This window comes from Streptomyces sp. NPDC058001, assembly GCF_042886315.1.
GTDB lineage: Bacteria > Actinomycetota > Actinomycetes > Streptomycetales > Streptomycetaceae > Streptomyces.
In genome coordinates, this window is the sequence record NZ_JBHVQT010000003.1 from 249,982 (window position 1) to 274,799 (window position 24,818).

The 24,818-nt window shown below is 70.5% G+C and carries 25 protein-coding genes; 9 read left to right on the plus strand and 16 right to left on the minus strand.

Going from position 1 to position 24,818, the window contains the following annotated elements; genetic code table 11:
- Window positions 1–65 precede the first annotated feature (65 nt).
- The 3 genes from ACFVT5_RS07705 to ACFVT5_RS07715 form a co-directional block, all read right to left on the minus strand.
- A complete protein-coding gene (locus tag ACFVT5_RS07705) occupies window positions 66–443 on the minus strand; it encodes an ATP-binding cassette domain-containing protein (RefSeq protein ID WP_389882551.1) in 378 nt (125 codons plus the stop codon).
- A gap of 409 nt (window positions 444–852) precedes the next feature.
- A complete protein-coding gene (locus ACFVT5_RS07710; protein WP_389882553.1) occupies window positions 853–1,377 on the minus strand; it encodes a hypothetical protein in 525 nt (174 codons plus the stop codon).
- Window positions 1,378–1,391: 14 nt separating this feature from the next.
- Window positions 1,392–2,042: an HAD family hydrolase gene (locus ACFVT5_RS07715; RefSeq protein ID WP_389882555.1), complete on the minus strand. Its 651-nt coding sequence runs from the start codon at window positions 2,040–2,042 to the stop codon at window positions 1,392–1,394.
- A gap of 549 nt (window positions 2,043–2,591) precedes the next feature.
- On the opposite strand from ACFVT5_RS07715, the gene ACFVT5_RS07720 reads away from it, so the two are divergent.
- Window positions 2,592–4,556: an ATP-binding cassette domain-containing protein gene (locus tag ACFVT5_RS07720; protein WP_389882557.1), complete on the plus strand. Its 1,965-nt coding sequence runs from the start codon at window positions 2,592–2,594 to the stop codon at window positions 4,554–4,556.
- A 98-nt stretch (window positions 4,557–4,654) separates the two neighbouring features.
- Here ACFVT5_RS07720 and ACFVT5_RS07725 read toward each other — a convergent pair whose 3' ends face one another.
- Window positions 4,655–5,416 carry a FadR/GntR family transcriptional regulator gene (locus tag ACFVT5_RS07725; protein ID WP_389882559.1) on the minus strand — a complete coding sequence of 254 codons (762 nt, stop codon included), beginning with the start codon at window positions 5,414–5,416 and terminating at the stop codon, window positions 4,655–4,657.
- Between the two features lie 248 nt (window positions 5,417–5,664).
- Here ACFVT5_RS07725 and ACFVT5_RS07730 point away from each other — a divergent pair, with 248 nt between their 5' ends.
- The 6 genes from ACFVT5_RS07730 to ACFVT5_RS07755 are packed head-to-tail and all read left to right on the plus strand — an operon-like array spanning window position 5,665 to window position 11,814.
- The gene (locus ACFVT5_RS07730; RefSeq protein ID WP_389882561.1) at window positions 5,665–7,026 is read left to right on the plus strand and encodes an MFS transporter; all 1,362 of its coding nucleotides are present in this window, start codon (window positions 5,665–5,667) and stop codon (window positions 7,024–7,026) included.
- Window positions 7,023–8,774 carry a dihydroxyacetone kinase family protein gene (locus tag ACFVT5_RS07735; RefSeq protein WP_389882563.1) on the plus strand — a complete coding sequence of 584 codons (1,752 nt, stop codon included), beginning with the start codon at window positions 7,023–7,025 and terminating at the stop codon, window positions 8,772–8,774. Before ACFVT5_RS07730 ends, ACFVT5_RS07735 begins: the two co-directional genes overlap by 4 nt.
- A 58-nt stretch (window positions 8,775–8,832) precedes the next feature.
- Window positions 8,833–9,327, plus strand: coding sequence for a ribose-5-phosphate isomerase (locus ACFVT5_RS07740; protein ID WP_389882565.1), 495 nt, complete (start codon window positions 8,833–8,835; stop codon window positions 9,325–9,327).
- A complete protein-coding gene (locus tag ACFVT5_RS07745) occupies window positions 9,327–10,139 on the plus strand; it encodes a triose-phosphate isomerase family protein (protein ID WP_389882567.1) in 813 nt (270 codons plus the stop codon). The genes ACFVT5_RS07740 and ACFVT5_RS07745 overlap by 1 nt, the downstream gene beginning before the upstream one ends.
- Window positions 10,139–10,939: a sugar phosphate isomerase/epimerase family protein gene (locus ACFVT5_RS07750; protein WP_389882569.1), complete on the plus strand. Its 801-nt coding sequence runs from the start codon at window positions 10,139–10,141 to the stop codon at window positions 10,937–10,939. Before ACFVT5_RS07745 ends, ACFVT5_RS07750 begins: the two co-directional genes overlap by 1 nt.
- Window positions 10,939–11,814, plus strand: coding sequence for a phosphogluconate dehydrogenase C-terminal domain-containing protein (locus ACFVT5_RS07755; RefSeq protein ID WP_389882571.1), 876 nt, complete (start codon window positions 10,939–10,941; stop codon window positions 11,812–11,814). Before ACFVT5_RS07750 ends, ACFVT5_RS07755 begins: the two co-directional genes overlap by 1 nt.
- Window positions 11,815–11,860: 46 nt before the next feature.
- Here ACFVT5_RS07755 and ACFVT5_RS07760 read toward each other — a convergent pair whose 3' ends face one another.
- The 8 genes from ACFVT5_RS07760 to ACFVT5_RS07795 form a co-directional block, all read right to left on the minus strand.
- Complete coding sequence (locus ACFVT5_RS07760) at window positions 11,861–13,261, minus strand: NAD(P)/FAD-dependent oxidoreductase (RefSeq protein WP_389882573.1); 1,401 nt, start codon at window positions 13,259–13,261, stop codon at window positions 11,861–11,863.
- Between the two features lie 107 nt (window positions 13,262–13,368).
- A complete protein-coding gene (locus ACFVT5_RS07765; protein WP_389882575.1) occupies window positions 13,369–14,520 on the minus strand; it encodes a M24 family metallopeptidase in 1,152 nt (383 codons plus the stop codon).
- Between the two features lie 53 nt (window positions 14,521–14,573).
- Window positions 14,574–15,689: a class II histone deacetylase gene (locus tag ACFVT5_RS07770; protein WP_389882577.1), complete on the minus strand. Its 1,116-nt coding sequence runs from the start codon at window positions 15,687–15,689 to the stop codon at window positions 14,574–14,576.
- Window positions 15,690–15,701: 12 nt separating this feature from the next.
- Window positions 15,702–16,124: a cupin domain-containing protein gene (locus tag ACFVT5_RS07775; RefSeq protein ID WP_389882579.1), complete on the minus strand. Its 423-nt coding sequence runs from the start codon at window positions 16,122–16,124 to the stop codon at window positions 15,702–15,704.
- Between the two features lie 51 nt (window positions 16,125–16,175).
- On the minus strand, window positions 16,176–17,411 hold the full coding sequence (locus ACFVT5_RS07780) for an ABC transporter ATP-binding protein (RefSeq protein ID WP_389882581.1): 1,236 nt from the start codon (window positions 17,409–17,411) through the stop codon (window positions 16,176–16,178).
- A gap of 1 nt (window position 17,412) precedes the next feature.
- Window positions 17,413–18,222 (minus strand): ABC transporter permease, encoded by an 810-nt coding sequence (locus tag ACFVT5_RS07785; RefSeq protein ID WP_389882583.1) that lies wholly within the window; start codon window positions 18,220–18,222, stop codon window positions 17,413–17,415.
- Window positions 18,223–18,225: 3 nt separating this feature from the next.
- A complete protein-coding gene (locus ACFVT5_RS07790; protein WP_389882585.1) occupies window positions 18,226–19,161 on the minus strand; it encodes an ABC transporter permease in 936 nt (311 codons plus the stop codon).
- A gap of 37 nt (window positions 19,162–19,198) precedes the next feature.
- Entirely contained in the window at window positions 19,199–20,254 is a 1,056-nt protein-coding gene (locus tag ACFVT5_RS07795; RefSeq protein WP_389882587.1) for a polyamine ABC transporter substrate-binding protein, read from the minus strand.
- 103 nt (window positions 20,255–20,357) lie between these two features.
- Here ACFVT5_RS07795 and ACFVT5_RS07800 point away from each other — a divergent pair, with 103 nt between their 5' ends.
- Both ACFVT5_RS07800 and ACFVT5_RS07805 read left to right on the plus strand, forming a co-directional pair.
- Complete coding sequence (locus ACFVT5_RS07800; RefSeq protein WP_389882589.1) at window positions 20,358–21,137, plus strand: TetR/AcrR family transcriptional regulator; 780 nt, start codon at window positions 20,358–20,360, stop codon at window positions 21,135–21,137.
- Window positions 21,138–21,206: 69 nt separating this feature from the next.
- Window positions 21,207–21,374 carry a hypothetical protein gene (locus ACFVT5_RS07805; protein ID WP_389883638.1) on the plus strand — a complete coding sequence of 56 codons (168 nt, stop codon included), beginning with the start codon at window positions 21,207–21,209 and terminating at the stop codon, window positions 21,372–21,374.
- On the opposite strand, the gene ACFVT5_RS07810 is transcribed toward ACFVT5_RS07805, so the two are convergent.
- The 4 genes from ACFVT5_RS07810 to ACFVT5_RS07825 all read right to left on the minus strand — a co-directional run bounded on the left by ACFVT5_RS07810 (window position 21,364) and on the right by ACFVT5_RS07825 (window position 24,818).
- Complete coding sequence (locus ACFVT5_RS07810; RefSeq protein WP_389882591.1) at window positions 21,364–22,080, minus strand: 3-keto-5-aminohexanoate cleavage protein; 717 nt, start codon at window positions 22,078–22,080, stop codon at window positions 21,364–21,366. The genes ACFVT5_RS07805 and ACFVT5_RS07810 overlap by 11 nt on opposite strands.
- 68 nt (window positions 22,081–22,148) lie before the next feature.
- Window positions 22,149–22,841 carry an RraA family protein gene (locus ACFVT5_RS07815; RefSeq protein ID WP_389882593.1) on the minus strand — a complete coding sequence of 231 codons (693 nt, stop codon included), beginning with the start codon at window positions 22,839–22,841 and terminating at the stop codon, window positions 22,149–22,151.
- 5 nt (window positions 22,842–22,846) lie between these two features.
- Complete coding sequence (locus ACFVT5_RS07820; RefSeq protein ID WP_389882595.1) at window positions 22,847–23,638, minus strand: carbon-nitrogen hydrolase family protein; 792 nt, start codon at window positions 23,636–23,638, stop codon at window positions 22,847–22,849.
- A gap of 103 nt (window positions 23,639–23,741) precedes the next feature.
- Window positions 23,742–24,818 carry an ABC transporter ATP-binding protein gene (locus tag ACFVT5_RS07825; RefSeq protein WP_389882597.1) on the minus strand — a complete coding sequence of 359 codons (1,077 nt, stop codon included), beginning with the start codon at window positions 24,816–24,818 and terminating at the stop codon, window positions 23,742–23,744.

A 24,818-nucleotide genomic window follows, 5' to 3' on the forward strand; every position in this document is an offset into this window, starting at 1 on the left:
CGCTCGAATCGCGCCCTGGGCGAGATACCCGCGAAGACGGCCATCCGGCCGGAACGGAGCCGAGGTCAGCCCGCGCGGCTCCGGCCGGTACAGGTCGAGCGCGTGGTGGAGCGTGCCTGTCCACGCATACGTCCGGCCTGCGAGGCGCGTGCCGACTCGCGTGCGAGTCCGGCGACGGGGATCGGTTCGACAAGCGAGGCCACGAGACGTCGGTGCAGGGGCTTTGCCATGCTGGCGCGTTCGCCCAGCACCGAACACGAACCTGCCGTCAGACTCCGACTGCCGAGGAAGGCACGCAGGAGAGTGGTCTTCCCCGAGCCGTTGCCGCCGGTGACACACCAGAACTCGCCCGGCATCACTGCGAAGGTCGTGGGCGCGAGCAGCGTGGTGTCGCCCAGCGTGACCGTCGCGCCGTCTGCCGCTATGACAGGAACTTCGGTCACTCTCGCTCCAGAACCACAAGCGTCCCGCATGTGCGTGCGCTCGGTGTCGCGCCGTGGCCGTCTCGTGGAATGCGGTGAGTGCTCACGCACTTCGGACCAAGAGAATACTCAGCCCGTTCGCACCCCGACCCGCCGGGCGTCCCTGACCACAGCACCGGACGAACGCCGACCGGCATCGCTCAGCCGTCTTCGGAGCCGGTGCGTCCGCGTCGCAGCGGTGCCGTCATCCACATCGTCAGTCCTACGAGAGACAGGATCACCGCCCCTCCGATGATGGTTGGGACAGCCCCCGCGACGAAGAAGACAAGCAACAGCTCCGGCCATGTCGGCTCATCACCCATGGTGCTCCCCGCTTGCGTCACATTCCCCAGGACGTCGATCGCCGACGATCAGTTCCTCATCGGTGCCCCTAGCCGGCGTCGACCAGGCGCTCCAAGCGGTGGACCACCTTGTCCAGGCGGGGGTAGGAACGGGTCAGGTCCGTGATGACCACGTGGCCCTCGTGGGCGAGGCGGTACTGGAACATGTCCCGGGCTTGTTCGTCGATGATCCGGCCCGGGAGGCTGCCGAGGTCCGCGTTCTTGAGGTCGGCGCGCAGCTCGCCGAGCGCCTTGGCGTCGAGTCGGTGGGTGCTGCTCGGCTTGTTACGGGTGGAGACGGTGTACGTCCCGTCGGTGTAGAGCAGTAGCTGGTCGCGCCGGCCCGCGTAGCCGCCGCTGATCATGAAGTTGACGAGGAGCCGGACCTGCGGGGTGGTGTCCGGTGCGGGGGACGTAGCGGTCGAGGGTGCCGTCGCCGAGGGGACGGCGGAGGTGTCGCTTTCGCGTGGCGTGGCCTTGTCGTTCCCGGCGCCCTGCGCGTCGCACGCGCCCGACAGCACCACTACCGAGGCGACGGCCAAGGCGACGGTCACGGCCCGAACCTTTCCGCTCATGGCCCACTCCCCGGTCATCGGACGTAGTCCGGTTCGCCCGCGCCCGACCATGCCTCGTCCGTCCTGAGCAGGGGAGCGAGTGCCGTGCGCAGATCCGTCGCGTCCCGGTGGAGCACCCCGGTCATGCCGAGTGCGGTGGCGGCGTCCACGTTCTCCTGCCGGTCGTCCACGAACAGGCACCGCTGCGGCGGGACTCCGGCCCGTGCGGCGCCGATCTCGTAGATACGGCGGTCCGGCTTGGCGACGCCCTCGCGGGAGCTGTTGACGACGTGGTCCGCGAGGTCGGCCAGGCCGAGCCGTACGAGATCGTCGTCCAGCCAGGCCGTCGCGTTGCTGACGAGGACGAGCGGGCACCGGCTCCTTACCTGGCGCAGCAGATCGACCACCTGCGCGTCGGTGTGCGAGTCCGCCTCGGTGAACGCCCTTGCCAGGGACCTGGCCTGATCGGGCGTCACCCGCGCGGAGAGGTCGCGAACGATGGAGTCCGCCCACTGCTCACGGGTGATGCGCCCGAGCAACAACGGCAGATCGTTCTCCGGCGCGAAACCGATCGCCGCCGTGGTGCCGTCGGGCAGCCCGGCGGCACGCTCCAGGCGCGTCACCTCGGCCGTGTCGTAGAAACGGATCACTCCGTCGATGTCGCACAGGACCGCGTCGAAGGGCAACGGGGCTGGAGTCGATGGGTCCGGAGTCGACGGGTTCGGGGTTGAAGGGTCCGAGGTGAGCGGGGGCCTTTTCACGTCGCATGGATATCACTGCGGCGCCCCTCTCGGCCAGACCGATTCGCAGTCGCGCAGACGTGTCGGCGCCGACCCTTCGGGCGTCCGCGACGATCGACCCAGTCGCCCCTTGGTCTCCGTCCGGGCAATCCCTCGGACGGGTGAGGCGACCCTCGCGAGTGAATCGAACGCCCCATTACGACCGTGCTGCCCGGAACTGATGGCAGCGCGCTCCGGCATTCGAACGTATGCCCGAGAATTCGCCCCTTGGTGGCCGTGACGCGTTCTTGATCAGGCGCGTTGTCCCGCCGTCGTGTCCGTGGTCGTGCCTTCAGGAGGACTCATGCATCCTGTTCCAGCCCATGAGGGGCTTCATCCTGCGTTCGACTTTCCTGGGGGCGGTACGCCTGCCCGGGTACGCCTTGTTGACGGTGTGTCAGACGTCGCTGTGTCGACTGTTACGGCGCCCGTCCCTGGCACCGAGGGGGCGTCCGTATGAGGATTCCCCGCCCGACGAACCCCGAGCCCGCGAAGTCCGACCGCGTGATCCCCGAGCCCACGAACCCCGCTCCCGAGCCGCCCGAGTCGCAGTCCCCGGCACCCTCCACCCCACCGCCCCCACCCCCGGCCGAGCTGACCTTCGGTGGGCCGCACTCCCGCAACCCCCTCGGCGAGGTCGGGTTCAAGGCGCTGTGTGCGCGGCTGCCGTCCGTGCTCGGGCAGACGGCCCGGATGGCCTGGCGCATCGACCGTCGCGCCGTACTCCTGTTACTCGGCTGCCAACTCCTCACCGGTGTCGCGGCGGCCGTGCTGCTGACGTTCACCGCGCGGGCCATGCGGCCACTGGTGAGCGACGGATCCGTCGCCGACCGGCTGCACGCGATGCTCCCCGCGCTCCTTGTCGTCACCGTGGCCGCCGGCACCGTACGGATCGCGACGGCACTCGCCTCGTACGCCGACGGCCGTATCACACCGCTCCTGACGACCGCCGCGGACACGGCCCTGGTCGAGGCGGTGTGCCAGGTGGAGGCGTCCGCGTACGGCGAGGACGGCTTCGCCGACCGGCAGGAGGCCGCCGAGATCGGCGTGGTCCGCACCACGTACATGGTGCGGGACAGCCAGCGCTTCCTGGCCGCCGCCGTCCGCATGATCGCGGCGGGCGGCGTACTCGCCGCGCTGCACCCGCTGTTGCTGCCGCTGCTGTTCCTTGCGGTGCTGCCCGCCGGGGCGGGTGCGGTGCTCTCCGCGCGGGTCGACTACGACACCCACTACGCGAACGTCGGCGACCGCAATGTCCGCGGCATGATGCGCTGGTGGTCGACCACACCGAAGTACGGGGACGAGGTCCGTGCGAACGGCATGACCGGCTATCTCCTGTTCTGGTACCGCAGCCTGTCGCGGCGGATCGACCGGCGCACCCTCGCCGTCGCCCCCCGGTTGCTGCGGATCGAGCTGGCCACCTCGGCGCTCGGCGGGTTCTTCCTGCTGGTCACCTGGGCCGCGCTCGGCTGGCTGGCGCTGAGCGGGCGGGTGGAGTTGGCGGTCGCGGCGACCGCCGTGGTCGCCGTCCAGACCACCCTGGCTGCCCTGTCCCAACTGGTCGTCAACGGCGCCGCGATGTTCCACACCAGCCTCTATCTCGCCGATATGCGGTCGTTCGTGGACCTGGCCACCGCACGGGCCCCGAAGCGCGGTCCGGTGGCCGTGACGTCACCGGTCGACGAGATCCGGCTCGATGAGGTCGTCTACCGCTACCCGGGCAAGGAGAAGCCGGCGGTCGACCATCTCTCGCTCACCTTCCGGCGCGGCGAGATCGTGGCGATCGTCGGCGAGAACGGCTCCGGCAAGTCCACGCTCACCCGGCTGATCACCGGCGTACTCCTCGCCGACAAGGGCACGGTGACCTGGAACGGCACCGACCTCGCCAGCGCCGATCCGGCCACCGTGTGGGCGCACACCGGTCTGGTGCCGCAGATCTTCGCCCAATGGCCGCTGCGGGCCCGCGAGAACGTGACGCTCGGCCAGCCGCGTACCACCGACGACCTGGCCGTGTGGGAGGCCGTCGACGCGGTCGGGATGCGCACCGCGATCGAGGAGTTGCCCCGGGGCCTGGACACCCTGCTGGCCCGGGAGCTGTTCGGCGGCGCGGAACTCTCCGGCGGTCAGTGGCAGCGGCTCGCCTGCTCACGCGCCCTGTACCGGCGCCCTGCCCTGCTGATCCTCGATGAACCGACCTCGCAGATGGACCCGCGCGGTGAGCATCACATCTTCGAGGAGATCAAGAAGATCGCTGCCGAGCGCATCACTCTGGTCGTGACGCATCAGCTGGAGAACACGCGGATCGCGGACCGGATCATCGTGATGCAGCGCGGCCGGATCATCGAGCAGGGCGGTTACGAGGACCTGGTGCACGCGGGCGGCCTGTTCGCGGAACTCCTCGCCCTCAGCAAGGACCGCTGACCTCGCCCGATGTGCTGCCCTGCCTGACATGAGGCGGGCCGGTGCCGGGAGCGGCCCGGTCACGGCGACGTACGACCGTCGTGACCGGGCCGCTCCTGTCAGGGCTTCCTCGGCTCCATCGAGGCGCGCAGCCGCTCGCTCGCCATCCGCATGTGTTCCGCCATCGCCCGGTCCGCGGCCTCCGGGTCGCGGTCGCGGATGCCCTGGAGTACGGCGTCGTGCTCGCACAGGGTGCCGCTGACCGTGCCCTCGATGTCGCTGACCCGTTCCATCCAGACCTGGAGCAGCGCGCGAATGCTGTGCAGGATGTCGCTCAGTACCGAGTTCTTGGCGATGCGTGCCGTCTCCAGGTGGAAGGCGATATCGGCGTCGATGAACGCCTTGACGTCCTGACCCGCGTCCCGCATGTGCTGAAGATGCTCCTCCAGCCGGGCCACGTCCTCGTCCGACGCGCGCTCGGCGGCCAGCCGCGCGGACACGCCTTCCATATACGTACGCACCTCGACCAGGTCCTGGGTGCGGCGCTGCCCGAGCATCAGTCCCCAGTTGATGGCGCGCGGCAGGAACTCCGATGTGCCCTCGCGGACGTACGATCCCGAGCCGGGCCTGATCTCGATGATGCCGAGCACGTCCAGGGCCGACAGGGCGCCCCGCACACTGGAGCGGGCCACGCCGAGGGCCTCGGCGAGCTGCCGTTCCGCCGGGAGCCGGGTGCCGGGCCTGATGTCACCCGCGGAGAGATGATCGAGGAGCCGCTTCGCCACCTCGCTCACCGACGACTCGCGCACCACCGGGCGCAGCAACTGGGCGAGGTCGGGTGCGGGCGCGGGCTGCTGATCGGGCTGACTGGTCACGGTCACCAGTACACCAGATCGCGATCACACCCGTTTTAACCGCCCTAAATGCTGGCTATGGCCTGATTTGTCAAGAGAGTGATGACATGGAGATGAGTGATGTTAGCCACACTGGTAAATTGGTGACCAATTTCGGGATGAGGTTTAGCGTGAAGCCAGTTCGGCCGACGTCGCCGTGACAGCTTCCGCTGTACGAGCCCCGGCCGGGAGTGACCCAGTCCGGACGGAGCTGTCCGGCGAGCCGAGGAGTCGCCATGGGTGCCGACGCACCATCCACCGCCGTGGAGAGATCAGCGATCAAGAAGGTCTCGATACGCCTTGTGCCGTTCGTGGCCCTGATGTTCTTCGTGAACTATCTCGACCGCACGGCCGTCTCGTTCGCGGAGCCGAACGGCATGGGCCAGGACCTGGCCCTCACGGCCGCCCAGTTCGGCTTCGCCTCCGGGATCTTCTTCCTCGGCTACATCGTGCTCGAAGTGCCCAGCAACATGGCCCTGCACCGGTTCGGCGCCCGGCGCTGGCTGGCCCGGATCATGGTGACCTGGGGCATCGTCTCGCTCCTGTTCACCTGGGTGCAGAACAGCGAGCAGCTCTACGCGCTCCGCTTCCTCCTCGGCGTCGCCGAGGCCGGGTTCTTCCCCGGCGCGATCCTGTTCCTCAGCCAGTGGGTGCCCAGCCGGCACCGCACCAAGGTCCTCGGCCTGTTCTATCTGGCCCAGCCCCTGACCACCGTCTTCGGCGCCCCGCTCGCCGGCTGGCTGATCGGCCGGCACGGCCTCTTCGGCCTGGAGGGCTGGCGGGTCATGTTCCTGTTCGTGTCGATCCCCGCCATCGTGCTCGGCGTGGTCGCCTGGTTCTACCTCATCGACCGCCCCGCCGACGCCAAGTGGCTGACGGCCGAGGAGAAGACCTGGCTCACCGGCGCGCTCTCCGCCGAGAGCGCAGGGAAGACCGGCCACGGGACGAAGCACGCCAAGGGCGCTCTGAAGGCCGCCTTCACCAACGGCCGCGTCTGGACCCTGGCCGCCGTCTACTTCGGCTTCGTCTACGGCCTGTACGCGCTCGCGTTCTTCCTGCCGACGATCATCAACGGTTTCCAGGACCAGTACGACACCACGTTCAGCGTGATGGACAAGGCGTGGATCACCGCCATCCCGTACCTCCCGGCCGCCGTCGTCCTCTTCTTCTGGACCCGGCACGCCACCAAGCACGGCACCCGCACCTGGCATGTCGCGGGGCCCGCCGTCGTCGGAGGTATCTCGATTCCGCTCGCCCTCTACATGGGCTCGCCCGCCGCCACCGTCGCCGTCATCACCATCACCGCGTGCGCCATCTTCGCCGCCCTGCCGGTGTTCTGGTCGGTGCCGTCCCGCTTCCTGACCGGCGCCGCCGCGGCGGCCGGCATCGCGCTCATCAACACCGCGGGCAATGTCGCCGGATTCGCCGCCAGTTACATCACCGGCTGGCTCAAGGACTGGACCGGCGCCTACTACGTACCGCTCTATCTGGTCGGCGCGTTCATGCTCCTGTCGGCCGTCCTGATGATCTGGCTCTCCTCCCGTGTCCGCCCGGCCACGGACGAGGCGCGGCCCGCACCGGCAAAGGCCCTGCGATGACCCGACTGCACAACGAGCCCGCCGCCTTCGCCGACGAGGCCCTTGAGGGATTCGCCGCCGCGCACCGCCGCTGGGTGCGACCCGTCCCCGGCGGAGTCGTCCGCGCCGTCCCCGCTCCGGCCGGTCAGGTCGCCGTCGTCGTCGGCGGTGGCTCCGGGCACTACCCGGCCTTCTCCGGCCTGGTCGGACAGGGTCTCGCACACGGCGCCGCCGTCGGCAATGTCTTCGCCTCGCCGTCCGCCCAGCAGATACGCACCGTCGCACGGGCCGCCCACCGGAGCGGTGGGGTGCTCCTGATGTACGGCAACTACGCCGGTGACGTACTGCACTTCGGGCAGGCCGCCGAGCGGCTGAACGCCGAGGGGATACCGACCCGTACGCTCGCCGTCACCGACGACGTGTCCAGTGCCGGGCCCGCCGAGGCGCACAAGCGGCGCGGGGTCGCGGGTGACCTGCCCGTATTCAAGGCCGCCGCCGCGGCGGCCGAACAGGGCCTGCCGCTGGACGCGGTGGCCGAGGTCGCCGCCCACGCGAACGCCCGTACCCGCTCCTTCGGCATCGCCTTCTCCGGCTGCACCCTGCCCGGCGCGGACCACCCGCTGTTCACCGTCCCGGAGGGCCGGATGGCGGTCGGGCTCGGCATCCACGGCGAGCCCGGCATCGGCGAACAGGGCCTGCCCAGCGCCGACGAGGCCGCCGAACTCCTGGTGACCACCCTCCTCAAGGAACTCCCCGACGGCGTAAGGGAGTTGAGCGGACAGCGCGCGGCCGTCATCCTCAACGGCCTCGGCTCCGTCAAGTACGAGGAACTGTTCGTCGTCTACCGCAGAGTCGCCCAACTCCTCACCGAGGCGGGCGTCGAGCCGGTCGACCCCGAGGTCGGCGAACTCGTGACCAGCTTCGACATGGCGGGCGTCTCGCTCACCCTGACCTGGCTCGACGCGGACCTCGAAGCCCTGTGGACCGCGCCCGCCGACACCCCCGCCTACCGCAAGGGCACGGTCACCGCACAGTCCGCACCGGAAACCGGCAACCCGGCCACCGACATCCCGGCCACCGACGACACCGCCGCCGAACCTCCCCTGCCCGAGGCCACCGATGCCTCGCGCGCCGCCGGCACGACCGCGCTTGCCGCACTCGGCGCCGTCAAGGACGTCGTGGACGCCCACGCCGACGAACTGGGCCGCATCGACGCGGTCGCCGGCGACGGGGACCACGGCATCGGCATGCGGCGCGGCTCCACGGCCGCGTACGAGGCCGCCGTTCGGGCCCACGCGTCGGGCGCGGGCGCCGAGTCGCTGCTGTCCCTGGCCGCCGACGCCTGGGCCGACAAGGCGGGCGGCACGTCCGGTGCGCTGTGGGGGGTGATCCTGCGTTCCGTTGCCACCGCGCTCGGCAACCGGGAACGGCCCACCTCGTCCGCCGTCGCGCACGGCGTACTCGAAGCGTCCACCGGTGTCCGCAGGCTCGGCGGCGCCCAACTCGGCGACAAGACCATGGTCGACGTCCTCGTGCCGTTCGCCGAGACCCTCGGCCAACACATCGCCACCGGCGCCGACTTGTCGACGGCGTGGGACGCGGCGGCCACCGAGGCCGACCGCGCCGCCGAGGCCACCGCCCGGCTGCTCCCGCGCATGGGACGCGCTCGGCCGCACGCCCAGAAGTCCCTCGGCACACCGGACGCGGGCGCCCACTCCCTGGCCCTGATCGTCCGCGCCGTGCACCCGGTGCTCGGCTCCTGCCGCTAGCGGCACCCCCTCGACCGACCCCGCCCCCCTCATCGCACCACCCCGGATGGAGCATCGGATGCCCGGCACCAAGCTGCGGATCGTCGTCGGCTGCGACGACGCCGGTTACCAGTACAAGGAGGCCCTGAAGAAGGACCTGGAGGCCAGCGACCTCGTCGTCTCCGTCATCGATGTCGGCGTGGACGCCGACGGCCACACCGCCTACCCGAAGGTCGCCATCGCCGCCGCCGAACTCGTCGCACGCGGCGAGGCCGACCGTGCGCTCCTGGTCTGCGGTACGGGACTCGGCGTCGCCATCGCCGCGAACAAGGTCAAGGGCGTACGGGCCGTCACCGCCCATGACTCGTTCTCGGTCGAGCGGGCGATCCTCTCCAACAACGCCCAGGTCCTCACCTTCGGACAGCGTGTCGTCGGCCTCGAACTCGCCCGCCGGCTGGCCGCCGAGTGGCTGACCTACCGCTTCGACGCCACGTCGCCGTCGGCCGCCAAGGTCCAGCTCATGACCGACTACGAGGGCTGCGACAGCTACGGGGACGACGGAGCGGCGGCCTGATGCCCACCCCCGCATCCACCCCCGCCTCCGCCTCCGTCCTCGCCCCCGCAGCGGAGCCGGTCACCCTCGGAGTGAGTCTCAAGATGTACTTCGGCCATCACGAGACCCTGAACTGGGCGCGCCGCATCGCCGCACTCGCCGACCGCCACCCCGCCGTCACCGGCGGCACGGTCCGGCTGTTCGTGCTCCCCGCGTTCCCGGCGATCGTGCCCGTGACCGGTGTACTCGCCGGATCCGGAGTCGCCGTCGGCTCCCAGGACATCGCCACCGAGGACGCGGGGCCCTACACCGGAGAGGTCTCGGGCGCCTCGCTCAAGGAGATCGGCTGCGCCTACGCCGAGGTCGGCCACGCCGAACGCCGCCGCCTCTACGGCGAGGGCGACACCGTCGTCGCGGCGAAGACCGCCGCCGCCCTCCGCAACGGCCTCACCCCGGTCCTGTGTGTCGGTGAACTCGACCGCGCACCCTCGGACGAGGCCGCGCGCCGTACCGTCGCCGAGGCGGAACGGCTGCTGCACGGCCTGACCGGACCCGTCGTCCTCGCCTACGAACCCCAGTGGGCGATCGGCGCCCCCGAACCGGCGTCCGCCGACCACATCACCACCGTGTGCGCGGCCCTCACCGACTGGCTCGCGGCACACCCCGCACACCGTGGTTCCACCGTCATCTACGGCGGCAGCGCGGGCCCCGGCCTGCTCACCCGTCTGGGCCCGGCGGTCGGCGGACTCTTCCTGGGCCGCTTCGCCCACGACACCGCCGCCGTCGAACGGATCCTCGACGAGGCCGTCGCGCTCACCGGGGCGGTGGCCTGATGGCGTACGGCATCAGCACCTACGCGTACTTCTGGCGGATCTCCGCACGCGCGCCGCGCCCCCTCACGCTGCTCGACATGTTCCAGGACACCCGGGACCTGTGCGGCGAGGTCTTCCAGATCTGCGACTACCCGGACATCGAGACCTACGACGACGCGCGCCTCGCCGATCTGCGGGCCGCCGCCGCCGACTTGGGCCTCACCCTCGAACTCGGTACCCGAGGTGTGCGCCCCGCGCATCTGCTGCGCTATCTCGACCTCGCCGCCAAGCTCGGTGTGACCCTGGTCCGCTCCATGACCAACACCGCCGACCACCGCCCCGGCACCGACGAGGCGATCGCCCTGCTCGCCGACTCCGTGCCCGCGTACGCCGACGCGGGAGTCACGCTCGGCCTGGAGACCTACGAACAGGTCTCCACGGACGACCTGTTGACGGTCGTCCGCGCGGTGGACGACCCGCACTTCGGTGTCGTCCTCGACCCCGGCAACAGCGTCGCCCGTCTGGAGCGGCCCGCCGATGTCGTCCGGGCGACCGCGCCCCATGTCGTGAACATCCATGTGAAGGACTTCGCGTTCACCCGCCGCGACGGCTGGGTCGGCTTCACCTACGCGGGCTGCCCGCTCGGTGAGGGCCTGCTCGACCACCAGGGCATGGTCGACACGGTCCGCCCGGACGAGCGCGGCATCCACCAGATCGTGGAGCACTGGCTCCCGTGGCAGGACGACGGCTTCGACGCCACCGCCCGGCTCGAACACCAGTGGACGCAGCACAGCATCAAGACCCTGAAGAGGAGCAAGTGATGGCCACCGAGAACAACACCGAGGCCGACGTGCGGACCGTGGCCGTGATCGGGGCCGCCGGCAAGATGGGCCAGCGCGTCTCGAACAACCTGGTGAAGAGCGACTTCCGGGCCCTGTTCAGCGAGGCGTCCCCCAAGGGCCAGGACCTCATCCGTGAACTAGGCCGTGAGATCACCGAGTCGGCCGACGCGGTCGCCCAGGCCGACGTCGTGATCCTCGCCGTACCCGACGTGGTGCTCGGCGCGGTCTCCGCCGAACTCGTCCCGCTGATGCGACCCGGCACGATCGTCCTCACCCTGGACCCGGCCGCCGCGTACGCCGGACTCCTGCACGCACGCGACGATGTGCACTACGTGTGCGCCCACCCCTGCCACCCGTCCGTGTTCCTGGAGCGCACCACGCCGGAGCAGTGGGCGGACACCTTCGGCGGCATCGCGGCCCCGCAGGAGGTCGTCGCCGCGTACGAGGGCGGCGACCCGGACCGGCAGTCGCTCGCCGAGTCCGTGATCCGGGTGATGTACGCGCCGGTGGTGGACGTGCACTGGGTCACCGTCAAGCAACTGGCCGTCCTGGAACCGACGTTGGTGGAGACCATCGCCTGTATGGTCGGCGCCCTGCTCACCGAGGCGCTGCACGAGACCGTGCACACGGTCGGCGTGCCGGAGAAGGCGGCCCGCGCGATGCTCCTCGGCCATACGCAGGTCGCCCTCGCCAACACCCTCAAGGGCTCCAACCCGTTCTCGGACGCCTGTCTGATCGCCATGGACTACGGCCGTGAGTCGATCGTCCGCGACGACTGGAAGAAGGTCTTCGACGACGAGGAGCTCGACAAGGTGATCACGCGCATGCTGAAGATCAAGGAGATCAGGCGCTGACCCACTCGGCGACTCGCGCCGCGCGTGCCGCTCAGCCCGACGGGGCTCACGAGTCGAAGCCCAATCCGAACCGGTCCAGCGTGCGCAGCCACACATCGCGGTGCCCACCGTTGTGGTCGGCGCGGTCCAGGGAGCGCCGGGTCAGCTCGACGCCCACGTACCGCGCCGGCTCCGGCGGGAACGGCAGCGGCTTGGTGCGCACCATCTCCAGGCGGGTACGCGGGGTCTGACGCCCGGACAGCAGGTCGAGCATGACGTTCGCGCCGAACCGGCTGGCCGCCACACCGAGCCCCGTGTACCCGAGCGCGTACGCCACCCGCCCGCTCATCGCCTGACCGTAGAAGGCGGTGAAGCGGGTGCAGGTGTCGATGGCGCCGCCCCACGCGTGGTCGAACCGCACGCCCGCCAACTGCGGGAAGGTGGTGAAGAAGTGCTCGGCCAGCTTCGCGAACGTCTCGGGCCGCTGGTCGAGTTCGTCCCGCAGCCCGCTCCCGTAGTGGTAGATGGCGTCGTAGCCGCCCCACAGGATCCGGTTGTCGTCGGTGAGCCGGTAGTAGTGGAACTGGTTGCCCATGTCGGACATCCCCTGGCGGCCCTTCCAGCCCACCGAGGCGAGTTGGTCGTCGGTCAGCGGCTCGGTCGTCAGGACGTAGTCGTACACCGGCACCGTGTACAGACGCAGTCGGCGCAGCAGTGCGGGGAAGACATTGGTCGCGAGGGCCACCTGCCGGGCGCCGACCTTGCCGTACGCGGTGTCGAGGACGACGCCCTGGTTGCCCTCGCGCATCCGCCGTACCGGAGTGTTCTCGTACAGTCGCACGCCCAGGCGCAGACATGCCTCGCGCAGGCCCCAGACCATCCGTGCCGGGTCGGTGAGCGCGTAGCCCTCGGCGTCGAACGCGCCCGCGAGGTAGGTCGGTGAGTCGACTTCCGCGCGGATCTCGTCCTGGGTGAGGAAGTCGATCAAGCGGCCGTGCGCCGCCGCGAGGTCGCACATGCCGCGGATCTCGTCGACCTGGTGCGGCGCGGTGGCCGCCCACAGCTTACCGTCGCGCCGGAAGCCGCAGTCGATGCCGTACCGGCGCAGGGTTTCCTCGATCTCGGCGAGGTTCTCCAGGCCCATGCGCTCCAGGTCGGCGAGTTCGTCGGGCCAGCGGTCGGCGCCGTTGCCGAGGCCATGGGTGAGGCTGGCCGAGACGAAGCCGCCGTTGCGGCCGGACGCGGCCCAGCCCGTGGTGCGGGCCTCGACCAGGACGACGTCCAGCGACGGATCGCGCTCCTTGGCGAGCAGCGCGGTCCACAGTCCGCTGAATCCGCCGCCCACGACGGCGAGATCGCAGGTGGTGTTCCGGGTGAGTGCGGGACGCGGCGCCGGCGCGTCCCGGCTGTCGAGCCAGTGGCTCAGGGGCTTGGCCTCGGCGAGGGCGTCGGCGTACGGGACGCTCACGGTGGTGCCTCCTTCACAGGGGGAGAGGAACGGGGGCTCGAACGGGAGGGGCGGGGCGGCGGGCTTCGGGTGCGCCGCCGCCCCGCCCCGGCTCACGGGGGCGTCCGTCAGTCGGCGACGTGCAGCGTGTGGGGCAGCCGCGAGAGGCTGCGGGCACCGTCCGGTGTGCACAGCACGGTGTCGCCCATCTTGATTCCGAAGCCCTCGTCGGGCAGATGCAGATTCGGCTCGATGGTGAACGACATCCCCGGCGCGAGCACATGCTCGTCGCCCTCCACCAGCGTCATCGGCTCCAGCCACCCGGGCGGGTAGGCGACGCCGAGGCTGTAGCCGATGCGGTGGCAGCGGCGGCGTACGAGGTCCAGCTCGCCGAGTACCGCGTTGCAGGCGTCGTCCGGGGCGGGCGCGGGGGCGCCGGGTCCCGAGGCGGCGATGGCCGCCTCGGTGGCGCGCTCGACGCAGTCCGCGACCTCCTGGACCCGGGGCGAGGGCTGCCCCACCACGGCGGTCCGCATCAGGACCGCGTGGTAGCGGTGCACGACACCGGCGAACTCGATACAGACCACGTCACCGCGCGAGAGGGTGCGTCGGGAGGCCATCGCGTGCACCAGCGCGCTGCGTTCGCCCGAGACGACCATCGGTGGGATCGCGGCGAACTCGCTGCCCGCCTCACCCAGCGCCTTGCTCGCTATGCCCGCGAGTTCGGTCTCCGAGACACCGGGCCGTACCGCGGCGAAGACCTGCTCCATGGCGTAGTCGGCCATCTCGGCGGCCTGCCGCTGATACGCGATCTCGGCGGCGGACTTGATCAGCCGCTCCTCCGGTACGAGGTGGCTCGCGTCGACCCAGCGGACCCCGGGGAGCAGGGCGCGCAGCCGGTCCCAGTTGCCGGGCAGCAGCGTGAACGCCTCCAGCTCGATACCGACCGTCGCCCGGTCGAGCCCGTGCTTGCGGACACTTTCGGCGATGACCTCGATCGGGTCCTGGGTCGCGATGTCGTAGACGCGCGGGGAGCGCAGCCACGACAGCATGTGCACCCCCGGCTCCTCGGTGGTGCGGGTGACGTACTCGGGCTCGCCGTCACCGGAGTCGATGACGAGCGCCTGCGGCCACAGATAGCCCACGGAACTGACACCGGTCAGCCAGTTCACGACGTCGGGCATGGTGACGACGAGTCCGTCGAGGCCCTGGGCGGTCATCCGGGCCCGGACCCGGCGCAGCCGGTCGTCGTAGGTGGGCAGGGTGAAGGGGAGTTCCATGGTGATCTCCGGTGTGTGGGGTGTGCGGGTGGCGATGGTGCGGGCCGTGCGGCTCAGAGGGCCCAGTGGGGTGCGAGTGCTTCCCGTACGCGGTCGAGCGCCGCGTCGCCCCGGGTGATGTCGTCGGGTACGTACGCGATGGGGTCGGCGAGTCCGGGTTCGCGGCCGAGTAGTCCCTCGACGGTGGCGTGCAGGCAGTAGGCGGCGTAACTGCGCGCGTAGCCGCCCTCCTGGGTGAGGACGATTCGGCCGTCCGTCAGTTCCCGGCTCATCTCGCCGAGCAGGGTGCCGATCCGGTGGAAGCCGGCCATGGTCACGTTGTGCTGACCATTGGCGTCGAAGGTGGCCGCGTCTTGACCCGACGCGGCGACGATCAGCCCGGGCCGGTACTGCCGCAGCACGGGCCACACGATCCGCTCGATCGCATCGGCGTACGCCCGGTCGCCCGAGCCGACCGGCAACTCGATGTTGATGTTGTACCCGGTGCCCGCGCCGCGCCCGAGTTCGTCGGGGGAGCCGGTCTGCGGATGGGTCCTGCCCCACGCGCCGTGCGCCATGTGCAGCGAGACGGTGAGGACGTCGGGGCGGTCGTAGAAGATCTCCTGGGTGCCGTTGCCGTGGTGGACGTCCCAGTCGACGACGGCGACCCGCTCCACACCGCGGTCCCGGGCCCGCTGGGCGGCCAGCGCCGCGTGCCCGAACACGCAGTAGCCGTCGGCCTGTTCGGGCTGTGCGTGGTGTCCCGGCGGCCTCACCAGCGCGTACGCCACATCGCACGAGCCGTCGAGCACGGCGTCCACGGCGGCGAGAGAAGTCCCGGCGGCGGCGAGCAGCGGCTCCCAGGAGCCGGGTGTGACCGTGGTCGTGGAGGTGAGCCAGTGCCGGGCGGTCCCGCCCTTCTCGCACAGGGCGCGCACCTCTTCGACGTACGACCGCGTGTGTACGGTGGTCAGTTCGGCCTCGGTCGCGAGGCGTCCCGGGTGCCAGACGATGTGGTCGGCGACCGGTCCGCGCTCCAGCACCGCCTTCATGTTGCGTACCCGAGGTGCGCTCTCGGGGTGCAACTCCTGTTCGGCGAGGAGATCGGAGGGCGCGGCCTCCCAGAAGCCGGACCCGGTGTCGTGGTCCAGGACCCGTTCGTCCCAGAACACATGGACGGTTTCGCTCACGTTCTCCTCCTGCTACTCCTGCGAGGGGGTCATCGAGTACGTGAAGAACGCGGGCTCGTCGCCGGTGTTCTCCAAGTGGTAGGTCCAGCCGGGCGCGAGATACACGCAGTCGTCGGGGCCCAGGTCGAAGTGGCCCTCGTCCCAGGTGAGCCGGAGCCGCCCGCGGATGATGAAGTACGTCTCCTCGACGGGGCCGTACCAGTGGTCGCCGTCGGCGACGTCGTCGTCCCCGCGTGAGGACCAGACGTTGGTGCGCTCGCCGGGGTCCATCCAGGCGGCGCCGAGCATCAGATTGGAGCCGCTGCGCTGTCTGGTGATGACGCGGGCGATCCGCACCTTGGTCACCGCTTCGGCGGCCGGGGTGACCGGCACGTCGGCGAGGGCGACAACACTGGGCGGGACCCGGCCGGGGACGGTACGGGTGTCGTGGGTCATGGCTCACTCCTCGGGTGTCTTTGGCTGGGCAGTTCGGGACCTGACGAACAGTCAGGCGGCGGCGTCCGCCCCGTCATTCCCCTGATCGGCGGTGACCGGCACCAGCGCCGCCCGCTCCACCGGCCAGGCGACCCGCGCGGGGGAGCCGGGCCGCAGCGGCTGTTCCTGTCCGGCCGCCTCCCGTAGCTGGACGCGTTCGCCGCAGGCCAGATCGACGGCGACGCGCCGGTGCGCACCGAAGTAGACGATCTCGGTGACCGTGCCGTCGAGGACGTTGTGTCCCTCCGGCGCGCTCTCGTCGGGCACGAGCAACCGCATCCGCTCGGGCCGTACCACCAAGGCGACTTCGTCCGTATCGGTCGCGGACTCCGAAGGCACCGCCAACTCGTAACCGTCACCGGTCAGGACGCCCGGTGCCGTGCGCCGCCCGGTGAACACATTGGACTCGCCGAGGAAGCGGGCGACGAACAGGGTCGCGGGCCGCTCGTACAACTCCTCGGGCGTGCCGACCTGTTCGATACGGCCCTCGTTGAAGACGGCGATACGGTCGGAGAGGGCGAGCGCCTCCTCCTGGTCGTGGGTGACGAAGACGAAGGTGATGCCCAGCTCGCGGTGCATCCGGGAGATCTCGCCCTGGAGCTGTTCGCGCAGCTTCTTGTCGAGTGCGCCCAGCGGCTCGTCCATCAGCAGGACCCGCGGGTTGAACACGACGGCCCGCGCCAGCGCCACCCGCTGCTGCTGTCCGCCGGACAGCTGGCTGGGCAGCCGGTCGGCCATCCCCTCCAACTGCACCATCCGCAGCGCTTCGGCGACCCGCTCCGCGATCTCGACCTTCGGCACCTTGCGCTGCTGCAACGGGAAGGCGATGTTCTTCGCGACCGTCATGTGCGGGAAGAGGGCATAGTGCTGGAAGACCATGCCGAGGTCACGGCGGTGCGGCGGCAGTGCGGCGACGTCCACACCGTCGACGGTGATGCTGCCCTCGGTGGTGCCGCTGAACCCGGCGATCATGTCGAGGGTCGTCGTCTTGCCGGACCCTGACGGGCCGAGGAAGGTCATGAACTCCCCGACCTCGATGTCCAGCGAGACCCGGTCCACGGCCGCCCGGCCCCCGTAGCGCTTCGTGAGCTGCCGCAGCCGGACCGCCGCGCCGCTGGCCCGCGCGGACCCGGCGGTCCGCCCGGCCTTGGACGAGGTGGCGCCGGAGGCACCGGGCGGGGACGTGGCGGTCGGAGAGTCGGTCGAAGCGGCGGTCGTGCCGGCCATCTCGGCGGCGGTGTCGGCCATGTCAGCGTTTCCCCTCGCGCCCGGTGCGCCGCAGCAACTGCGGCAGCAGGATCAGCGCGGTCGTGGCGACGAGCACGATGCTCGACGCGGCGGCGATCGTCGGATCGGTCTCCACGGTGACGCTGCTGAACATGGTCACCGGAAGGGTGTGCAGGGTCGGGCTCTGGAGGTAGAACGCGATCACGACCTCGTCGAGCGAGGTGACGAAGGCGAACACCGCTCCGGAGAGCACGCCCGGCGCGATCAGCGGAGCCGTGACCCGCCGGAAGGTGGTGAACGGGTTCGCGCCGAGCATCGCGGCGGCCCGGTCGAGCCGGCGGTCGTAGCCCCGCAGGCTGGTGGAGACGGCGACCACCACGAACGGCACGGCGAGCGCGGTGTGCGCCACCACGAACCCGAGCGCGGTACCGGACAGGCCCCAGCTCAGGAAGGCCGCGTACACGGCGATGGCGGCGACGATCTGCGGTACCACCATCGGTGCCATCAGCAGACCGTTGATCAGGCCCTTGCCGGGCAGCCGGCCCTGGTCCAGGGCCAGCGCCGCCAGGGTGCCGAGCACCGTGGCGAGGACCGCGACGGCCACCGCGATCTGGAGCGAGGTGACGAGCGAGTCACGCCAGGTCGGGTTGGTGAAGAAGTTCCGGTACCACTGGAGCGACCAGTTCTCCGGCGGGAACGCGAAGCTGCGCTTGCCGGTGAAGGAGAGCGGGATGACGACGAGGGTCGGCGCCACCAGGATCGCGCCCACCAGGGCGGCCCAGAGCCGGAGCCCGATCCCGCCGCGGAAGAGGGTTGTCTCCGTGTTCGCCACGGCTCAGCGCTCCTTTCCGGACAGTCCGAGTGCCGCGCCCGCCCGGCTCACCCGGGCCACCACGAGCAGCAGCAGCGCGGTGATCGCGAGCAGGATCACGGAGAACGCCCCGGCGCCGCCGAAGTCGAGCAGTTTCTCGACCTTGGTGCCGATGACCTGCGCGACCATCGACTCCTTGGGCGAGCCGAGGAGCTTCGGGGTGACGTAGAAGCCGAGGGCGAGGACGAACACCAGGGTCGTCCCGGAGATCACACCCGGCATCGACAGCGGCAGATAGACCCGCCGGAAGCTGGTGAACCGTCCCGCGCCGAGCCCGGAGGCCGCGCTCAGCAACCGCCGGTCGATGCCGTTCATCACGCTGTACAGCGGCAGGACCATGTATGGAAGGAGGACCTGGATCATGCCGATCGCCACGCCGGGCGCGGTGCCGAGCAGCCCCCCGTCCCGGCCGAACAGCGACCCCAGCATGCCCAGCGGTCCACCGTCCTGGAGCAGCACGATCCACGCGAAGTTCCGCGCCATCAGGCTGGTCCAGAAGGGCAGCAGCACGAGCGCCATGAGCACCGCGCGGGTCCGCGGCCCGGACACCGTCATCAGATACGCGTACGGGTACGCGAGCACGAGGGTGGTGACGGCGACGACGAGCGAGGTGAGCAGGGTGCGCACCACGACCCGGGTGGTGGTCGGGTCGGACAGCAGATCGCTGAAGTTGCCGAGCCCCGGCTTCGGGTCCGTGAACGCCTGCCAGATGATGTCCGCCAGCGGATAGGCGAAGAACACCAGCAGCATCAGGACGGCGGGGGCAAGGAGGAGCAGCGACCGGCTCCGGCCGCTCAGCGCCCTGCCGCGCGGCGCGCGGGCCGGGGCGCTCCGGCCGTCGGGACCCGGGCCCTGCCCGGGGGCGCGGGGCGTCGCCTCACCGGTCATGAGGTCGGTCATGGTGGTTACCTCGTCCTCTGGATCGGGGTGCGGCGGCTCAGCCCGTGGCCCAGTCGGTCCAGCGCTTGGTGGCCTGGTCCTGGTTCTTCGCCCACCACTCGACGTTCTGGTAGAAGCCCTTGTCCTGGATGTCGGTGCGGGCGGTGTTCCACGACTCGGCGAGGCTGTCGAGCTTCGGCTCGGCGTCGGAGTTCACGGCCGCGTAGGGCTGGTCCTCGGCGAAGGCGGCCTGGGCCTTGGCGCTGGTGGCGTAGGCGATGAAGTCCATGGCGCGGTCCTTGTTCGGGGCGCCCTTGGGCACCATGAGGACCGCGTAGGCCAGCATGTTGTCCTGCCACACCGGCTCATACACGGAGCCGTTCTTCGCGGCCATGTACGCGCGGCCCGACCAGACCAGGGCCATGTCGGCCTGCTTCGACTCCAGGGCCTGCTGGCTCTGCGCGGAGGTCTCCCAGAAGCTGAGGTTCTTGCCGAGCGTGTCGAGCTTCTTGAAGGCCCGGTCGTAGTCGAGGGGGTAGAGCTTGTCGGCGGTGACGCCGTCGCCGACCAGGGCGGCCTCGATGGCACCACCGGTGGCGAAGCCCGGCGCCAGGCGCTTGCCGGGGAACTTCTGGGTGTCGAAGAAGTCGGCGACGGAGGTCGGTTTCGCGTCCGGGTACTTCGCCGGGTTGTAGACCAGGACCAGCGAGTACATCGCGTCCGGCACGGCGCAGTCACTCACCGTGCCCTGCGGGAACTTCGACTTGTCGATCTTGTCGAAGTCGAGCTTCTCGGCGTACTTGCCGCAGGTGCCGACCGGGAAGAACGGCTCGGTGTCCACGACGTCCCAGTTCACGCGCCGGGACTCGACCATGGTCTTGATCTTGGCGTAGTCGGTCGGCTGGTCCTGGACCGCCGTGACGCCCTCCGCCTTGGCCCAGGGCGTCAGCCATGCCTTGGCCTGAGCCTCCTGGTACCCGCTTCCGTACGAGGTGAAGGTGAGCTTCTTGCTCCCGCCACCGGCGCTGTCGGAGCCGGTGGAACATCCTGCGGTGATCATGGTGAGCGCGACGGCGACAGCTGTCACGCCCAGGCGGCGCGATGGGAAGTGCACGGCTGATCCTCCCTCGAAGTGGCAATAAGCGCTTATTATTGCCATGGAGTTCCGATTGGCAATACCCTCCTGCCAACTCGCGAGACCCGGGAGGGCACAGAAGATGGCTCCACAGAGCGCGCACGCCGACGGACAGGACGGCTTCCTACGAGCCGGTCCCGCCGCCGCCGACGTCGACCTGACGGCGTGGCGGAGACTCCAACTCATCGGCGCGGCAAGCGAAGTGATCTGCCGTAACGGCGTGGACGGGGCCCGCCTGAAGGACATCGCCCAGGAGGCGGGGGTCTCGCTGGGGATGGTTCAGCACTACTTCCGGCGGCGCGAGGAACTGATCAGCGAGACGATCAGCTCGATGCTGGAGTTGACCCTCGCGACCTGGCGGTCGGTGTCCGAGCGCGAGCCCGACCCGGTCCGCAGGCTCTTCGCACTGCTCCGGTTCCAGGTGGCCGGGTGGGCGCCCTTCAGCAAGCGCTGGTCGTTCTGGATCGAGTTCTGGTCGGCCGCCAACCGTGACGCGACGCTGCACACCTACGCGCAGGACGTCTACCAGCGCTGGGAGGGACCCTTCCACAACGCCATCGACGCGGGCGTGGAGAGCGGCGACTTCCGCCCCGGGCTGCCCACCGACCGGCTCAGCCTGATCCTGATGTCCCTCGCCGACGGGGCCGCCGTACATGTCCTGATGGCCGGCGACTCGTTCGGCGAGGAGGGCATGTTCGACCTGCTCATCGACATGGCGTGCAGCATCCTCGGCATCGAGGACGAGGTCCGCGACCGCGCCCTGCGGGAACTGCCCCGGACCATCAGCCCGTACTACCCCGAGGAGCCGGAGCCGGGGGACGGGATCGACTGGAGCCCGCTGATACGGGCGCTGGGCGACTGACGGCTTTCGTCGCGGTGTCCGTCGCCGGGTCCATTGACATTCTGACGATGCGTCAGAATTGTAGTGGGCATGACAAACATCACCGCGCTCACCGTGACGGACGGCCGGTTCACGGACGGGCTCGGCCGGGAGGTGGTGCTGCGCGGCTACAACGTCTCCGGTGAGACCAAACTCGCCGAGCGGCCCAGACCGAACTGGCGGCCTGGGCGGCCCGGCACGGGTGACCCTAGGAGGTGAGGGCGCGTACCGCGGTGACCAGTGTCGCGTTGTCGGCGGCGATGCTTCCGTCCGGCAGGTCGGTACCGTCCTCGAAGCCGATGCGGACCTGGTGACCGTCCGCCACGGCCGCGCGCAGCACCGGCCAGGTCGTGGCACCCTCACCGTGGTAGAGCAGCGGGCACGTCACTCCGGCGGCTCGGATGCGCGCCGCCATCTCCCGGGCGTGCGCCACCGCGGTGTCGGGGTCCTCGTCCATCGGCTCGATGAGCACCCGTACGTTGTCCCCGAGTGTCGGCGACGCGAGCAGCGCGGGCACGTCGTCCACGCTCCACACCGCGCTCTCCAGCGTCATACCCTGCGCCACCACCAGCTCGGCGGTCTCGGCGGCGCCCTCCTCGCAGAACGCCACGGACGCGAAGTCCGGCAGCACCTCCCAGGACTTGACCAGCGCGTACCGCTCCTCGGGGCCCGAGCAGGTCCACAGTCCGGTCGTGGTGCCGACCACCGCGCCGGGCGCCGTCGAGCGCACCGCGCGCAGCACATCGGCGAGAGCGTCGGGTGCGATTGTCTGGCCGCCGTCCGGGGTACGGACATGCAGATGGACGACATCGGCGCCGGCGGCGAGCACGGCCGCGGTGTCCGCGGCGATCTGCTCGGGAGTGACCGGAACCGCGGCGTGGTCGGCGCGGGTTCGGCCGCCGTTGATGGCTGCCTTGAGGAACATTGGTGCTTCCTTGCGTGGTCGGTGCGTGCGGCCCCGGGTCCTGTCCGACAGGACCTGACGGGCCGGGGTCACGCGGTGGTGGGGGAGTGGTGCAGGAGATCCGCGAGGGTGCGGGACGCTCCGGTGAGGGTGCCCAGGGGGTGGCCCCGGTGCAGTTCGGCGATCAGGTCGGGTTCCTCGGCGTCGTCGGCGATTGCCTCGTCCACGACGGCGGCGAGCCGCGCGGCGGGCGCGATCAGCAGCCCGTTCTCGTCACCCAGGACCAGGTCACCGGCCGAGACCGGGACCCCGCCGCACACCACGGGCGCGCCCAGCGCACCATCGGCGATGCCGTGCAGCTTGGTGGTGAGCAGCGAGGTGCCGTACGCGTGGATCGGCAGGCCGACCTCGCGCAGCGCGCCGATGTCGGTGCACACCCCGTCCACGACGGCGCCGGCCGCCCCGCGCGCCGCCAGGGCGTGCACGACGACCTCGCCCAGCGGGGCGTGCCTGCGGTCGCCGCCGCAGTCGATCACCACCACGTCACCGGGGCCGACGAGCCCCGCCGCGTGATGCAGCATGGTCGAGTCGGTGGGGGTGATCCGCACGGTGACGGCCCGCCCGACGAGCTTTCCGGCGCCGGCCACACGCCGCAACGCCGGGTCGCAGAACCCCTCTTCCAGGTAGTGGCCGAGGGTGGGGAAGTCCACCCGGGCCAGACGCGCGGCCAACTCCTCGTCAAGGGGCGGCACTTCGGCCAGATCGCGAATGTCCAGGGGCATGACGGTCACCTCGGTCCGATGATGATGCGACGGTTGCGAAGGACCGGCAGCACGGTGCGGGCCCGGTCGATGCGGTGCTTGTCCGCCTCCACGACGAACATCCCGCGCTCCTCCTCGCCGAGCGACGCACGCACCACGCCCAACGGGTCGACGGCCATACTCATGCCGATGCAGTCCGGCGTGGTCAGGGACGCCGCCACCAGCCAGCAGGTGTTCTCGATCGCCCGTGTCCGCAGCAGCGTCGTCCAGTGGTCCTCCTTCAGCGGACCGCGCACCCAGGCCGCCGACACCGAAAGGAGATCGGCGCCCATCTCCACCAGGGCGCGGGTGAATTCGGGGAAGCGCACGTCGTAGCAGTTGACCAGGCCGACGTTGAACTCGCCGATCCGCACCACGACCGGCCCCTCGTCGCCGCGCTGCACCTCAAGGGATTCGCGGTAGTCGAAGGCGTCGTACAGGTGCATCTTGCGGTAGCGGCCGAGGAGTTCACCCTGCGCGGAGACGGCCGCGATCGTGTTGTACGGCAGGGAGTCCCCGCTGGGTTCATAGCCGCCCGCGATGACGGCGATGCCCTCGGCGGCGGCGATCCGGGACAGTCCGGCGAGGAAGCCGGGCCAGTGGGCCTCGGCCGTCGCGTGCAGCGGTTTCCCGGCGGCCTCGGCCGGGATCATCGCCTCCTCGGGGAAGATGATGAGTTCGGCGCCCGCGACCGCGGCATCGTGGGCCATGGATTCGAGCACCGCGAGGTTGTCGCCGATGTCGGCGGTGGGGGCGTACTGGGCGGCGGCGACCTTCACGGTCGGATCTCCTTGCTGGGATGGGGCGGAACGAGAAGCGGGTGGCACGGGATGCGAGTGCCGGGCGGGCGCCACGGGGACGCCCGCCGCACAGAACGGGCCGTCATTCGGCGAGCAACCGGGCGGCGTCCGGCCGCCAGTGCGCCCAGGCCGGGCCACCGGGGGTGAGCCCCGCCGCGTCGGACGCGTGCGTCTGGGCGACGAAGGTGCCGCCGTCGGCGAGCGCGAGATGGTGGCGGACGCTTCCGCCGAGGTACACCGACTGCTGGAGCGTGCCCCGCAGGACGGCGCTGCCCGGCGGCACCGCGCTCTCCTCGCCGCACAGCCCGACGTTCTCGGGCCGGACCGCGAGATGTGCCTCGCCGACGACATCCGTCTTCGGCACGGGCAGCACCCCGAGTCCCTCGACGGAGAGCGCCTTGCCGTCCGACGTTCCGGTGAGGAAGTTGGACGTGCCGATGAAGGAGGCGACGAACCGGCTGGCGGGCCGCTCGTAGACGCCCTCGGGGGTGTCGACCTGCACGACCCGCCCGCCGTTCATCACGGCGATCCGGTCGGACATGGTCAGCGCCTCCTCCTGGTCGTGGGTGACCGTCACGAAGGTGACCCCGACCTCGCGCTGGATCTTCTTCAGCTCCAGTTGCATCTCGGCACGCAACTGCTTGTCCAGCGCGCCCAGCGGCTCGTCGAGCAGCAGCAGCGAGGGCCGGGCGATCAACGCGCGGGCGATGGCCACGCGTTGGCGCTGACCGCCGGAGAGCTGCGAGACGGACCGGTCGCCGTACCCGTCGAGCCGGACCAGCGCCAGGGCCTCGCGCACCGCGCCCGCGATCTCCGACTTCGGCAGGAGCTTACGGACCTTCAGCTCGAAGGCGACGTTGGCGGCGACGCTCAGGTGCGGGAACAGGGCATAGCTCTGGAAGAGCATGTTCAGGTCCCGCTTGTGCGCCGGCACGCCGGTCGCCGGGACGCCACCGAGTTCGACGGTGCCCTCGGAGGGCTCCTCGAAGCCGGTGATCATGCGCATCAGGGTCGTCTTCCCGCAGCCCGAGGGGCCCAGGATGGAGAAGAACTCGTTCTGCCGGATGTCGAGGGTCACGTCCCGCACCGCGTGGGCGGAGCCGAAGACCTTCCCGACACCGGAGAGCCGGACGGCCGGTGCCGTGGGATTCGTCGTCAT